Origin of the sequence: Nonomuraea sp. MTCD27 (assembly GCF_041950495.1) — a bacterium.
In the GTDB taxonomy this organism is placed as follows: Bacteria; Actinomycetota; Actinomycetes; order Streptosporangiales; family Streptosporangiaceae; genus Nonomuraea.
Window position 1 is genome coordinate 332,675 of record NZ_JBGNUW010000009.1, and the last position, 13,559, is coordinate 346,233.

The window sequence follows — 13,559 nt, forward strand, 5'->3', positions numbered from 1 at the left end:
ACCGTCACCTTCGGGGCCGTCACTCGGCCACCGCCACGTACATCCAGTCGTCGACCTCGGGAACCCGTCTCTCGTGGAGGTCGACGATGCCGGGCAGCGCCGCCCGCATCCGGGAGATCATGGCGTCGCGGAGGAAGTGGTGCCGCAGGTCCAGGACGCGCAGGTGGGTCAGGGGCTGCCCGCTGAGCAGCGCCTCCGCGCCCCGGTCCGTGAGCAGCCCCATGCCCAGGCTGAGCTCCTCCAGCCGGGCCACCACGGGCGCGGCGGCCACGGCGGCGGCCACCTCGTCCTGTCGCTCGCTGTCGCGCAGCCCGAGCCGCCTGAGCGCGGGCAGCCGCACGCCCGACAGGACGCCCTCCAGGTCGGCGATCGTCGCGTCGCCGCCGTAGTCCTCGACGCCGAGCCACAGCTCCAGGTGCTCCAGCGCCGGGAACGTGCTCGCACTGACCGCCCGGACCACCTCGCCCGGCAGCCCGCCGCACTCGAACCGCAGCACCCTGAGGTGCTCGTGGGCGACCGGCCGCAGCACGAGCCCCTCCGACCCGCGCACCTCCAGCCGCTCCAACTCCGGGTACGCCGCCAGCAGCGGCGTGATGTCGCCCTGCCGGATCCAGGAGATCTCCCACGTCTCGGTCTCGGTGAACCCGAGGAACACCGAGCGCAGCGCGGGCAGCCGGTCGGCGTACGCCGCGAGCACCCTGGGCGCGTTGGTCGAGCCGTAGCCGGTCACCGCGAGGGCCTCCACCCGGCCGGGGTCCACGCTCGCCAGCAGGCCGTCGAGCTCGTCGGCCAGGCTCGTCTCGTTCCTGTCCGCGTCGTGGTGGCCCTCGTCGTACACGAGCCAGGCGACCCGCTCGGACGGGTCCGCGCCCTGGCCCGGAGCCCTGACGGGCAGACCGGCGAAGTGCTCGCGGTTCAGGCCGAAGGAGTGGTCGTGGTGGGCCGGGTCGCCGGGCCGGAACGTGTCGCCGGGATCGGCGAACGTCACCTCGTACCGGTCCATGTCACTCGCTCACCTGGACGTAGCGCCAGTCCTCGTCGCGGCTTCGCGGCTCGGACAGCCGTACCTCGACCCCGGGCAGCGCCTCGGTGAGGCGGGCCATCATCGCCCTGCTCATGTAGTGGTGTTCGAGGTCGAAGTGGCGCAGGTGGGTGAGCGGCTGGCCGCTGAGCAGCGCCGCCGCGCCCTCGTCGCCGAGCGAGCCCATCGACAGGCTCAACGACTCCAGCCGGGCCACGACGGGCGCGGCCGCCAGCCCGGCGGCCAGCTCGTCCGCGAACGGGCAGTTCTGCAGGCCCAGGTGGCGCAGCGCGGGCAGCCGCTCGCCGCCCAGGATCCCCGCCACGTCGGCCGCCGTCGCGTCGCCGCCGTACTCATCGACGCCGAACCACAACTCCAGGTGCTCCAGCGCCGGCAGGTCGCTGCCGCCGACCCCGCGCACGACCTGCGCGGGCAGGCCGCCGGTCTCGAACCTGAGCACCCGCAGCGCCTCGTGCCGCACCGGCGCCAGCGCGAGCCCCGTCCCGCCCCGCACCTCCAGCCGCTCCAGCTTCGGGTACGCCTCCAGCAGCGGCGTGATGTCCGACTGCTGGATCCAGGAGATCTCGGCCTGCTCCGGCGAGATCGCGCCCAGGAACAGGGAACGCAGCTCGGGCAGGCGGCCGGCGTTCTCGGCGAGGCGGGCGATGACGGGCGCGTTGTCGGTGTCGTAGCACTCCTCCCACTCCCCGATCACGATGGCCTTGACCTTCGCGGTGTCGGCATTTTCGAGAAACCAGTCGAAACTTTCGGAGATCTGGTCGGGGGCGTCGTCGTCCCACTCGCTCGCCTCGATCCGCCAGGCGACGGCGGACAGGTCCGGTCCCGGCTCCCCGTCCTCCGGGGCGGCCGCATAGGCCAGGGGGTACCCGGCGTAGGCGTCGAGGTAGCGCTCGTAGTGGGTCGGCTGGTCATCGGTCACGGGGTGGTCCTAGGTCATGGGGGGATACGGCTGTCCTGTCCTACCAGACCAACCTGACATTTCCGCCAACCTTTCGTGCCCTGGAAGCACAGCTCCCGCGGCTGCGACTCCCGGCCGCCCGGGGACTCAGGTTTCGAAGAGGGTGCGGCCCCAGTAGTCCCCGGCGTCCCGGACGCCCGGTGGGCAGGCGAAGAGGGCGCTGGAGACGTGCTTGATGTACTCGTTGAGCGGATCGGTGCGCGCCAGGCTCATCTGCACCGGTACGAACTGCTTGCGGGGATCCCGCTGGTAGGCGATGAAGAACAGCCCCGCGTCCAGGCGGCCGAGCCCGTCCGAGCCGTCCACGAAGTTGTAGCCCCGCCGCAGCAGGTGCGCGTTGCCGTGCGAGCTCGGGTGTGCCAGCCGTACGTGGGCGTCCGCCTTGATGTACGGCTGCCCGTCCGGCCCCTTGGCCGCGAAGTCCAGCGGGTCGAACTCGGCCTTCTTGCCCAGCGGCGCACCCTCGCCCTTGTCCCGGCCGAAGATCTGCTCCTGTTCGGCCAGCGACGTGCGGTCCCAGGTCTCGATGGTCATGCGGATCTTGCGGGTGACCAGGTAGCTGCCGCCCGCCATCCAGGCGCTGCCGTCCTCGGCGGAGGCCCAGAGCTGGTCGCGCAGCAGGTCGGAGTCCTCCAGCTTGAGGTTGTTCGTGCCGTCCTTGAAGCCCATGAGGTTGCGCGGGGTGGTCTGGGAGCGGGAGGTGGACGACGTACGGCCGAAGCCGAGCTGCGACCAGCGTACGGAGACCTTGCCGAAGCCGATCCTGGCCAGGTTGCGGATGGCGTGCACGGCGACCTGGGGGTCGTGGGCGCACGCCTGCACGCAGAGGTCACCTCCGGAAATTTCCGGAATGAGCTGCTCTCCCGGAAAATTCGGCAAGTCGGCGAGAGCGGCCGGACGCTTCCCCGCCAGCCCGAACCGCTCGTCGAACAACGACGCCCCGAACCCGACCGTCAGCGTCAGCCCCGACGCCGGCAGCCCGAGCGCCTCACCCGTGTCGTCGGGCGCGGCCTCGGGAGCGCCGCCCACCGCGCCGAACGAGCCCGCCTCCTTGCCCTGCGTCAGCCGCGCCGCCGCGGCCGTCCACTCCTGCAGCAGCTCCATCAGCTCGGCCCGCTTGTCCGTCGTGACGTCGAAGGACACGAAGTGCAGCCGGTCCTGCGCGGGCGTGACGATCCCGGCCTGGTGCTCGCCGTAGAAGGGGAACGGGTCGGAGGTGGAGGAGGCGTGCGCCCGGGGCGGCTCGTCCAGCAGCGACCGCGCCGCCACCGCCCCGGTGCCCAGCACGGCGGCCCCCGCCGCGCCGAGACCGAACAGCTTCCTCCTGCTCACCCGAGCCTCCCGCCCCTTAGCGGGCGACCCCGTGGTGTCGGGCCCGGTGGCGGGCCCATCGGCGGGGGCGTCCGCGGCGCCCTGCCCGCCGGCCGGGACGGGCGTAGGCTCCCGGTCGTCCGCGGCGCCCTGTCCGTTGGTCGCCATCGTGCCCACCTCCCGCTACTTCGCCACGATCGGGGCGATCTTGCTGATCGGCTCGCCCAGGGCGTTGATCGAGTCGGACAGCGCCTTCAGCTCGGCCTTCGACAGCTCGTTGTGCAGCTGCCAGCCGTCGCCCTTCTGGTGCACGGCGAGCGCCGCCTCGGCCGCCGCGAACTTCTCGTCCAGCGTCTTGACCAGGTCGGGAGCCCGCTCCTCCAGCACCGGCCGGAGCGCCTGCACGGCCGCCTTGGAGCCTTCGAGGTTGGCGTCGAAGTCCCAGAGGTCGGTGTGCGACCAGATGTCCTCCTCGCCGGTGATCTTCCCGGTGGCCACCTCGTCGAGCAGTTCCTTGGCGCCGTTGGCCAGGTTCAGCGGGGTCAGCTCGGTGGCGTTGGCCTTGGCCACGATGGTCTTGATGTCGGCGATCAGCTTGTCGGCCATGGGGCCGCTCTTGCTGATGTCCTTGTGGATCCACAGATCCTTCTCGATCTTGTGGAAGCCGGTCCACTCCTCGCCCTCGGCCAGGTCGGCCTCGCGGCCGTCGATCGCGGGGTCGAGGTCGCCGAAGATCTCCGCGACCGGCTCGATGCGCTCCCAGTACGTACGCGCCACCGGGAACAGCTCCTTGCCCTTCTCGATGTCGCCCGCCTTGACCGCGTCCACGAACTCCTGGGTCTTGACCAGCAGCGTGTCGGTCTGCGACTTGACGTAGCGCTGGTAGCTCCTGGTGGCCTCGGCCAGCTTGGCGTCGGCGTTGAGCGGTTTGTGCTCGCCGGTCACCTTGAGCGCGTTGCGGATGCCCTTGCCGACCATGCCGGGCTTGCAGGCGGTCTCGTACGCTCCGGCCGGCAGCTCGGCGATGAGCTCCCTGGTCAGGCCGGGCACGATGTTCTCCACCTCGGCCATGACCCGGTCGCCCGGCGCGTACACGTAGAACTCGGTGACCTTGGTGCCGCCGTTCGTGATCGCGAACGTGGTGGTGCCCGCCGCGACCTCGGTGGCGGCGACCTTGCACTCGGTGTCGTTCGCGGCCACGGCGACCTTGCCGGGTCCGGCGGAGCCGGAGGGGGCGGGAGTGCCCCCCGAGCCGCAGGCGGCCAGCGCCGCCAGGGCGAGCGCGCCGGCGGACATGCTGATGGCGGTACGCATGATGCTCCTGTTCACGCGGCCGAGGGCGCGGTGGACTTGGCCTGCTGCGGGCGCAGGAAGAGGAAGAGGGTGGGAACGAGGTACGCGGCCCAGGCCACGACCTCCAGAACGCTGGGCTGCGGGGTGATGTTCAGCATCCCCGCCAGCACGGCGCCGTGCGGGGAGTCGGCGGGCAGGACGGCGCTGATGTCGAAGGCCTGGGTGTTCAGGCCGGGAAGCACGCCGGCCTCCTGGAAGTCGTGCACGGCGTACTTGAGGATGCCGGCGGCCACCAGGATCAGCAGCCCGCCGGTCCAGGCGAAGAACTTCGTCAGGTTGATCGTCAGGGCGCTGCGGTAGATGCCCCAGCCGATCAGTACCGCCGTGAGCAGCCCCAGGCAGATGCCGATCAACGGTTCTGCCGAAGCGGTGGCGCCCTGCACGGAGGCGAAGAACAGCAGCGCCGTCTCCAGCCCCTCGCGCGCGACGGCCAGGAACGCCATCACGACCACCGCGACCGACCCCAGCTCCAGCGCCTCGGAGAGCTTGCCGCGCAGCTCCTTGGAGAGCGCGCGGGCCGCCCGGCGCATCCAGAAGATCATCCAGGTCACGAACACGACGGCGAGCAGCGAGGTGATCGCCTCGAACAGCTCCTGCCCGGTGTAGCTGAGGCGGGCGGCGGTGAAGGTCAGCAGCGCCCCGAACGCCACCGACAGCACGACGGCCGCGCCGACCCCGCTCCAGACCTGAGGGAGCTTGTCCTTGCGGTCACTCTTGACCAGGAAGGCGATGAGGACCGAGACGACGAGCGCCGCCTCGAGTCCTTCGCGCAATCCGATGAGGTAACTGGCGAACACGATTGCCTACCGCCACTCGCTGAGGGAAGCCTTGCCTAAATTAGGGCAGGCGAAGCATACCTACGCAAGCATCCGGAACGACAGGGACCCCCCACTCACCTCTTGAGATTGTCGGCCAGCAGGTCGAGCAGGGGTTCGCGGCGTACGCACCGCTCCAGGCGGAACGAGTCCGCCAGCGCGACCAGGTCGTCGTCGCCGAGCCCGCGGAACAGCTCCGCGTACTCGGGGAGCAGTGCCTGGGCCAGCAGGATGTGCCTGATCAGGTCGTCGGCCTGGTAGCGGGCGCCCCACGGGTACGGGTCCCAGCCGGGGAACTCGGTCTCGACCAGCGCGTGCAGCGGGGCCAGCACGTCCGTCGACTCCTCCATCGTCGAGCCCCAGCGATCGGCGCCGAGCCGCCGCTTCTTGGCGATGAAGTCGCCGAACCGGTCGAGGTAGGCCCCCGAGGCGTGCACCAGCCCCTGCAACCCCACGTCCTTGTACGTCCACAGCGACCAGCCCGCGCCGTGCTCGTCGTAGATCGCGAGCTGGTCGCGCAGGATCTGGTAGCGCTGCCCGTCCACGACGGGGTCCCCGGTGTAGACGGGCCCGAACTCGCCCACCCACAGCGGCGTGCCCGTCTCGCGCTGGAAGCGGGAGCGCTTGTCGAACGTCCGCTCCAGCTGGTTGCGGTCGCACCACTCGCCGCGGGTGTACCCGGGGTACGGGCCGCCGTGGGCGAAACCGGCCAGCGCGTAGTCGTGAAGGACGAAGACCGTGTTCTCATACACCTCCCGAAATATCGAGAAATCGGTGGAGTAGGTGTTGCCGTCGAGGAACAGGACGTGGCGCGGATCGGCGGCCCTGATCGCCTTCACCAGGCGGTCGTAGAACGGGCCGATCACCTTGCCCGACACGTCGCCCGGCTCGTTGACCGGGTTGTATCCGGCCACCCAGGGATTGTCGCGGTAGTGGTCCGCGATGACCTCCCACAGGTGCACCGCCCGGTCCTGGAAGTGCCGGTGCTGCCAGAACGCGGCCACGTGGGTGGGATTGTCGGAGTGCCAGTGCTGGTTCTGCGAGCCGGGCAGCGCGTGCAGGTCGATCACGCTGTGGATGCCGTGCGCGCCCAGCAGGCCGATCACCCGGTCCAGGTGGCGGAAGCCGCGCTGGTCGATCTCCAGGGGGCGCTCGTCGGACTCCCAGTGGCGGTAGTTGACCGGGATGCGGACGCAGTTCATGCCCAGTCCGGCCAGCAGGGCCGCGTCCTGTTCGGTGAAGAACGAGGTCAGCAGCCGGTCGAAGAACAGCTCCGCCCGGTCGTCGCCCAGCACGGTGCGTACGGCGTGCCGCATGGAGGACTCGTTCGCCGGGTAGCCGGTGATGAAGTTCTCCATGTTCATCCAGCCCCCGAGACCCACCCCCCGCAGGCGTACCGGCGTGTCGTCGTCCGTGAGGAGATGGGTTCCGGACACGTGCAGCATGAAGTCACCCCTTCGTGGCACCCGCGGTGAGGCCACCGACCAGGTGTCGTTCCGCTATGGCGTAGAACCCGAGCGCGGGAACCATGGCCAGGATCAGATAGGCCAGGATGCGGGCGGTGTCGGAGGCGTACTGGCCCTGGAACTGCTGGATGCCGAGCGGCAGCGTCCAGCTCACCTCCTCGCTGAACACCACCAGCGGCAGCATGAAGTTGTTCCAGCTCCCGACGATGGCCAGGACCGAGACGGTGGCGATCGCGGGCCGGGCCATCGGCAGCAGGATCCGCCAGAAGAACCCGAACGGCGTGCACCCGTCGATGGTGGCCGCCTCCTCGATCTCGCCCGGGATGCTGCGGAAGAAGCCGCGCAGGATGATGATCGTCAGCGGCAGCCCGAAGGCGGCCTGCGTCAGGATCACGCCGAGCGGGTTGTCCAGCAGCCCGAACGTGCGCAGCAGCACGAAGATGGGCAGGATGGCCACCGCGAACGGGAACATCAGCCCGGCGGTGAACATCGTGAAGAACAGCTCCCTGCCGCGGAAGGCGAACCTGGCGAAGACGAACCCCGCCAGCGCCGACAGCGCGACGGTCAGCACGGTCGTGGCCACGGCGATGAACATGCTGTTCCACATCTGCCGCCAGAACGACCCGGAGCCCAGCACGTCGGTGTAGTTGGCCGTCACCCACGTCTCGGGCAGGCCGAAGGGGTTGGCGGACAGCTCGCTGTTCTCCTTGAAACCGCCGATCAGCGCGTAGACCACCGGGATGACCATGAACGCGCCCACGATCAACGCGATCACGTGCAGGGGCAGCGTCTTGCGCCGCCGCCTGGCCGGCTTGATCTTCCCGTGGTTCATCTGCGGCCTCCCAGGGAGGTCGTCGCGCCCTCCAGGTCACGGCGCATGACGAAACGCTGGTAGATGAGGGCGAAGACGAGGCTGAGCGCGAACATCACGACGCTGATCGCGCTGGCGTAGCCGACCTGGGAGCGCTTGAACCCCCAGTCCATCATGGTGACCGCCATCGTCTCCGAGGAGTGCGAGGGCCCGCCGCCGGTGAGGATCCAGACCAGGTCGAAGAGCTGGATCGTGTAGATCACGGACAGGAAGATGCTGATCCGGATCGTCGGGCCGAGCAGCGGCAGCGTGACGTACCTGAACGTCTTCCACCCCGTGGCCCCGTCGATCTGGGCGGCCTCGATGAGCTCGTTCGGGATGTTCTGCCGCCCGGCGAGATAGATCATCATGTGGAAGCCGAAGTACTTCCAGGTCATGACCAGGAAGAGCGACGGCATCACGGTGTCGGGATTGGCCAGCCACTCCGACTCGAACCCGACGATCGACAGGAGCTGGTTCGCCATGCCCGCGTCAGGGGCGAGGATCAGCGAGAACAGCACGCCCGTGATGACCTCGGACAGCACGTACGGGGCGAAGAACAGCACCCGGTACAACGCCCGCCCGCGCATGCGCTGGTTCAGCAGCATGGCGATGGCCAGCGAGAACGGCAGCTGCACGAAGATCGACAGCAGGACGAGGACCAGCAGGTGCCACAGGTCCTGCGCGAAGATCTCGCTGCTGAACAGCCGGGTGAAGTTGTCCATCCCGATGAAGTTGGTCGGCAGGCCGCCGAAGCCGTTCCACCTGAACACGCTCGAATAGAGGGCCACCAGCATGGGGGCCACGACCAGCATCAGGAAGAGCACCATGGCGGGCAGCAGGAACAGGGCGATGGTCACCCAGCGACCGCGACGCCTGCCGACAGGGGTGGGGGCCGGAAGCTGGACCGCCTCCGGCCCTCTCGTGAGTGTCGTCATCCCTCGCTCTTGGCCACTTCTGTGATGTCCGCGCCGACCTCTTCCGGTGTCTTCGTACCGGCGATCAGCTCGGCCACGCTGTCGTTGACCTGCTGGCCGACGGCCGGCGGGTAGGCCTGGTCCAGGTAGAGCTGGTAGCCGCTGGCACCGGCCAGCAGCGTCGCCACCTGCTTGAGGTTGGGGTCCTTGACCGCGCTCTCCTCGCCCTTGAGCACCGGCAGCACGCCACCGGACTCGACGGCCTTGGAGTGGTTGCCCATCTCGGTCATGAACTTGACGAAGTCCAGGGCCTCCTTCGGCGCGTCCGCGCCCACGGCCAGCCCGCCGCCGCCGCCGAAGGCGTCACCGGCCGAGCCCTTGCCGCCCTCGACGGCGGGGAAGGGGAAGAACCCGAGATCGTCGCCGAGACCCTTGCCCGAGTCGGCCTGCACGCTCGGCGCCCACTGGCCCATCAGCTCCATGGCCGCCTTGCCGTTGCTCACGGTGGCGGACTGGCCGTCAGGGGTGGAGTACGCCGCGCCCAGGAAGCCCTTCTGGAACGGCTGGAGGTCCGCCAGCGCCTTCACCTGCTGGCCGGCCGCCACGAAGTCGGGCTTGGTGAAGTCGTGGTCGGTGGCCGCCTGCTTGAGCGCGTCCAGGCCGGCGATGCGCAGGGCGAGGTAGGCCCAGTAGTAGTGGCCGGGCCACTTCTCCTTGCCGGCCAGGGCGATCGGGGTGACCCCCGCGGCCTTGAGCTTCTTGACGTCCTCGAGGAACGCCGACCAGGTGGCCGGCGGCTCGGTGATGCCTGCCTTTTCGAAAAGTTTCTTGTTGTACCAGAAACCCACCAAGCCGATGTCGGTCGGCAGACCGTACGTCTTGCCGTCGATCTGGTACGCGCTGAGCGCCGCCGGCGTGAAGGTGGGCAGCACGTCCGCGACGTCGCCGGAGATGTCCTTGACCAGTCCCGCGTCGATCTGCTGCTTGAGCACGCCGCCGCCCCACGAGGCGAACACGTCCGGCGCGTTGCCCGACTGCGTGATCGTGGTGAGCTTGGCCTTGTACGCGTCGTTCTCCAGAACCGTCGCCTTGATCGTGACGTGCGGGTTCTTCGCCTCGAACTCCTTGGCGCGCTGTGCCCAGAGGGACTTGAGCGGCTCGGCGGTCGACAGGTGCCACCACTCCAGCGTGACCTTGGCGGGGGAGCCGCCGCCGCTCTGCTGTGGGGCCGTCTCCCCGCCGCCGCCACCTCCGCAACCGGCCACGAGCACGGCGATGGCGGCTAACACCAGACTGCGTTTCATAGGGGTCCCTTCCTCAGCGATTGACGAAAGTTTCGTGAACCCCCCGATAATTTCTTTGCCGTGATCGTAGGTAAACGCCATGTAAAGCGTCAACACCTCCAGGGCGAGCGATCCCAAACCGAAACTTTCGGATACACTCCCGATTTGTGTCAGCGAAGAGGCGGGTCACGATCGCACTGATCGCGGAGGAGGCCGGGGTCTCCATCCCGACGGTCTCGAAGGTCATCAACGGGCGTCCGGAGGTCGCGCCGGCGACCCGCCACAGGGTGGAACGGCTCCTGCAGGAGCACGGCTACCAGCGACGCATCAGCCAGGACGACACGCCGGCCGGCCTGGTGGACCTCGTCTTCGCGGAGATCGAGTCGCCCTGGGCCATGGAGATCGTCCGCGGTGCGGAGAGCGCCGCCCACGATGCCGGGGCCAGCGTCGTCATCTCGGTCCTGCACACGCACGCGGGCCCCGGCCGTGACTGGCTGGAGCGCCTGGCGGCCAGGCGGACGGACGGCGTCGTGATAGTGGCCTCGCGGCTCTCGACCGGCATCCAGGCCCAGCTCAGCGCCCGCTCCCTGCCGTTCGCGGTGGTGGACCCGGAGGGCGAGCCCGCGCCCGGGGTCGTCTCGGTCGGAGCGACCAACTGGAACGGCGGCCTGGCGGCGACCCGGCACCTCCTGGAGCTCGGGCACCGGCGGATCGGCATGATCAGCGGCCCGGCGGACATGTTGTGCAGCCAGGCCCGGATAGACGGTTACCGGGCGGCGCTGGAGACGGCCGTGGTGCCCGTGGTGCCCGACCTGATCAGGCGCGGCACGTTCCTCGTCGACTCGGGCCACGACCAGGGCCACGCCCTGCTCTCCCTCGCCGACCCGCCCACGGCCATCTTCGCCGGGAGCGACCTGATGGCGTTCGGCGTGTTCGAGGCGGCCCGGCAGCGCGGGCTCCGGGTCCCGGAGGACCTGAGCGTGGTGGGCTTCGACGACCTGCCGCTGGCGAAGTCGGCCTGGCCCCCGCTGACGACGGTACGCCAGCCGCTCCAGGAGATGGCGGCGCTGGCCACCCGTACGGTGCTGGCGATGGGCCACGGCGACGTCCCGGAGACCAAGCGCGTGGAACTGTCGACGGAGCTGATCGTCCGGGAGAGCACCGCCCGCCACGTGTAGGCCGCGCCCAGCCGGTCAGTGGAAGAAGGACCTGCGGGGTTCCTGGCCGTTCAGGCCGGCGACGCAGCGGTAGAAGCGCACCCCGTCCTCGAACTGGGCCTGGGACGGCGGCATGACATCGGCCCGCCACCGGGTCGCGCCGATGGTCCTGGCCGTGCCGGTCCGGGTGGCCAGCAGGACCGAGCGGCTGCAGACGCGCTTCACCGTCGGGTGCTTGGCGAGGTCCTGCTGGACGTACGTCTCGGCGTCCTGCGGGATCGGGGCGACCGCGAACGTCTCCCACGCATGCGTCTCCTCGCACCCGAGCCGCCTGGCCTTCGTGTCGCCCGTGATGATGACCAGGCCACTCCAGCACTCCGACTCCCGCACGCAGGCCGCCCCGCCGCCGCGTACCTTGGCCGCCGGGCAGTTCTCGGTGTAGGTGTCGAGCCCTTGGAAAGCGCCGGCCTCCTTGGGCTTCGTGGTGCCGGTGTCCGGTGCGGCCTGCCTGGTCTCCGGGGTCCGGGTGACCTGGCTGTGGATGAACACCCCGGCGCCGGTCGCGATCACCAGGGTCAGGGCGGCGATGATCGCGAGCAGGGCCTTGTTGACCCCGCGCGGCGCGGGCGGCCTGGTGTCCGTCGGGGTGCCGGGCGGCGGGTTCGTGGCCTGCGGGGGGAAGGCGGGCCGCTGAGGGCTCACGTGGGAAGGGACGGGCGCGGCCACGTGGCTTCCGGAGGGCTGCTCGGGGGAGGGCGCCAGGGGGACGGCGGCGAGGGCGTCGCGGAGGGCGGCCGCGCTCGGGGTGCGCTCCCGGAGGTCGGTGGCCAGGGCCCGCCGGAGCACGGCGGTCAGGTCCGGTGGCACGCCGGGGATGTCCGGGACGGGGAGGCGGTGCAGGGCGAGGATCATCGCCACGTTGGGCACGCCGCTCTCCGGGAAGCGGGGCGGGCGGCCGGACAGCAGCGCGTAGACGGTGGCCGCCAGCGCGTACACGTCCGCGGCCGGCGACGGCTCGGCCAGTTCGAACGCCTCGGGCGGGGCGTAGGAGGGGGTGAGCGACTCGCGGGTCACCGAGGCGTCGGGGCCGGAGGCCGGCATGGTGGCCAGCCCGAAGTCGGACAGCGCCACCTGGCCGTACCGGTTGAGCAGGATGTTGCCCGGCTTCACGTCGCGGTGCAGCACCCCCTGCGCGTGCGCGGCCGCGAGCGCGTCGGCGATGCGCACGCCCGCGTCGCGCGCCTCGGCCGGGGAGAGGCGCCGCCCGGCCAGCGAGCCCCCGGGGCACAGCTCCAGCACCATGTACGGCCGCCCGTCCGGCAGCAGCCCGGCGTCATAGACGGGCACCACGTGCGGATGCCCGGACAGCGCGCCCGCCGCCGTGACCTCGCGCATGAACCGGCGCCGGTCGCGGTCGGACAGCAGCACCCGGTTGTCGACCTTGAGCGCGACCTCGCGGCCGACGGCCGACTGCAGGGCGAGGTAGACCACACCGAAGCCGCCCTGACCGAGCACGCCCTTGATCTCGTAACCGGGCACGGATAAGTCGGACACGCGTCGGAAGCGTACACGGTGGGTGCGCCTAGGCGGCGGACTGGACGACCTCGCGCAGGCGGGCGGCGTACGCGCGCGGATGGCTGAGGTTGCCGTTGTGCCCGCCGGGGAACTCGGCGACCTCGGTGCCCAGCAGCCGCGCCAGCTCGACCGCGCACCGGTGGTCGAAGACGGTGCGCGGCGTGGCCCGGCCGGCCGCCGGCACGATGCGAACCTGGCGGCCCGGCAGGTCGAGGTCGTCCTCCATGACCGCGCGGAAGTCGTGGCGGATGAAGAAGTCGAAGCCGGCCCGCCGCTGGGGCGTCATGGGCTGCGGGGTCAGGCCGGGCTCGGCGTCGTCGCCGGTGATGCCGAGGACCCGCGCGATCTCCGCGAGCGCGGCCGGGAGACCGGCTGCGAGGTAGAGGTCGCGGAGCTCGGCCAGCTCCGCCACGTGCCGCGCCCGCTCGGCGGCCGGGAGCAGCCAGGGCGAGACGGGCTCGTGGGCGACGAGCAGGCTGAGCTGCTCGGGGTGGCGGGCGGCCAGGTGGAGGCCGATCGAGGCGCCCATGCTCTGGCCGAGCATGATGACGGGCCGGTCGGTGAGGTGGGCCAGCAGCCGGTGCACGTCGTCGGCGTGCTGCCGCACGCTCACGCCCGGGTGGGGGGCGTCGATCGTGCTGCGGTTAAGCCCGCGCCGGTCGTAGGTGATGACGGTGTGGTCGTCCGCGAGCCGGTCCACCAGATCCACGCTCCGGCCGGCGTCGCCCTCGCCGCTCTGCGAGATGAGCAGGTACGGCCCGGTGCCGCGCGTCTCGTAGTAGAGGCTGGCTCCGGGCACGCGCAAGATGTCGGCGTTCATGCCGACAATCTA

12 protein-coding genes are annotated in these 13,559 nt (G+C 70.5%); 1 reads left to right on the forward strand and 11 read right to left on the reverse strand.

What is annotated here, in order from left to right:
- Positions 1-19 precede the first annotated feature (19 nt).
- From ACBJ59_RS27305 to ACBJ59_RS27345, 9 genes are all read right to left on the reverse strand, one after another.
- Positions 20-1,003, reverse strand: coding sequence for an STM4015 family protein (locus tag ACBJ59_RS27305; protein WP_375113099.1), 984 nt, complete (start codon positions 1,001-1,003; stop codon positions 20-22).
- 1 nt (position 1,004) lies between these two features.
- Entirely contained in the window at positions 1,005-1,961 is a 957-nt protein-coding gene (locus ACBJ59_RS27310; RefSeq protein ID WP_375113100.1) for an STM4015 family protein, read from the reverse strand.
- Between the two features lie 126 nt (positions 1,962-2,087).
- A complete protein-coding gene (gene efeB / locus ACBJ59_RS27315; RefSeq protein ID WP_375113101.1) occupies positions 2,088-3,479 on the reverse strand; it encodes an iron uptake transporter deferrochelatase/peroxidase subunit in 1,392 nt (463 codons plus the stop codon).
- 15 nt (positions 3,480-3,494) lie between these two features.
- A complete protein-coding gene (gene efeO, locus ACBJ59_RS27320; protein WP_375113102.1) occupies positions 3,495-4,625 on the reverse strand; it encodes an iron uptake system protein EfeO in 1,131 nt (376 codons plus the stop codon).
- An 11-nt stretch (positions 4,626-4,636) separates the two neighbouring features.
- On the reverse strand, positions 4,637-5,461 hold the full coding sequence (efeU, locus tag ACBJ59_RS27325) for an iron uptake transporter permease EfeU (RefSeq protein WP_375113103.1): 825 nt from the start codon (positions 5,459-5,461) through the stop codon (positions 4,637-4,639).
- Between the two features lie 95 nt (positions 5,462-5,556).
- A complete protein-coding gene (locus ACBJ59_RS27330; protein WP_375113104.1) occupies positions 5,557-6,924 on the reverse strand; it encodes a glycoside hydrolase family 5 protein in 1,368 nt (455 codons plus the stop codon).
- A 4-nt stretch (positions 6,925-6,928) separates the two neighbouring features.
- Positions 6,929-7,777, reverse strand: a complete 849-nt coding sequence (locus tag ACBJ59_RS27335; protein ID WP_364120674.1) for a carbohydrate ABC transporter permease — start codon at positions 7,775-7,777, stop codon at positions 6,929-6,931.
- Complete coding sequence (locus tag ACBJ59_RS27340; protein ID WP_375113105.1) at positions 7,774-8,733, reverse strand: carbohydrate ABC transporter permease; 960 nt, start codon at positions 8,731-8,733, stop codon at positions 7,774-7,776. The genes ACBJ59_RS27335 and ACBJ59_RS27340 overlap by 4 nt, the downstream gene beginning before the upstream one ends.
- On the reverse strand, positions 8,730-10,016 hold the full coding sequence (locus tag ACBJ59_RS27345) for an extracellular solute-binding protein (protein ID WP_375113106.1): 1,287 nt from the start codon (positions 10,014-10,016) through the stop codon (positions 8,730-8,732). The genes ACBJ59_RS27340 and ACBJ59_RS27345 overlap by 4 nt, the downstream gene beginning before the upstream one ends.
- Before the next feature lie 146 nt (positions 10,017-10,162).
- Here ACBJ59_RS27345 and ACBJ59_RS27350 point away from each other — a divergent pair, with 146 nt between their 5' ends.
- Positions 10,163-11,173, forward strand: a complete 1,011-nt coding sequence (locus tag ACBJ59_RS27350; protein ID WP_375113107.1) for a LacI family DNA-binding transcriptional regulator — start codon at positions 10,163-10,165, stop codon at positions 11,171-11,173.
- 15 nt (positions 11,174-11,188) lie between these two features.
- Here ACBJ59_RS27350 and ACBJ59_RS27355 read toward each other — a convergent pair whose 3' ends face one another.
- Positions 11,189-12,706, reverse strand: coding sequence for a protein kinase (locus ACBJ59_RS27355; protein ID WP_375113108.1), 1,518 nt, complete (start codon positions 12,704-12,706; stop codon positions 11,189-11,191).
- A 28-nt stretch (positions 12,707-12,734) separates the two neighbouring features.
- On the reverse strand, positions 12,735-13,547 hold the full coding sequence (locus ACBJ59_RS27360) for an alpha/beta fold hydrolase (RefSeq protein WP_375113109.1): 813 nt from the start codon (positions 13,545-13,547) through the stop codon (positions 12,735-12,737).
- Positions 13,548-13,559: the final 12 nt, after the last annotated feature.

Excerpts from the sequence above, each read along its gene's own strand:
- ACBJ59_RS27305 (WP_375113099.1), bottom strand. The coding sequence starts at position 1,003 with ATGGACCGGTACGAGGTGACGTTCGCCGATCCCGGCGACACGTTCCGG.
- efeB (WP_375113101.1), bottom strand. The coding sequence starts at position 3,479 with ATGGCGACCAACGGACAGGGCGCCGCGGACGACCGGGAGCCTACGCCC.
- efeO (WP_375113102.1), bottom strand. The coding sequence starts at position 4,625 with ATGCGTACCGCCATCAGCATGTCCGCCGGCGCGCTCGCCCTGGCGGCG.
- ACBJ59_RS27330 (WP_375113104.1), bottom strand. The coding sequence starts at position 6,924 with ATGCTGCACGTGTCCGGAACCCATCTCCTCACGGACGACGACACGCCG.
- ACBJ59_RS27335 (WP_364120674.1), bottom strand. The coding sequence starts at position 7,777 with ATGAACCACGGGAAGATCAAGCCGGCCAGGCGGCGGCGCAAGACGCTG.
- ACBJ59_RS27340 (WP_375113105.1), bottom strand. The coding sequence starts at position 8,733 with ATGACGACACTCACGAGAGGGCCGGAGGCGGTCCAGCTTCCGGCCCCC.
- ACBJ59_RS27345 (WP_375113106.1), bottom strand. The coding sequence starts at position 10,016 with ATGAAACGCAGTCTGGTGTTAGCCGCCATCGCCGTGCTCGTGGCCGGT.
- ACBJ59_RS27360 (WP_375113109.1), bottom strand. The coding sequence starts at position 13,547 with ATGAACGCCGACATCTTGCGCGTGCCCGGAGCCAGCCTCTACTACGAG.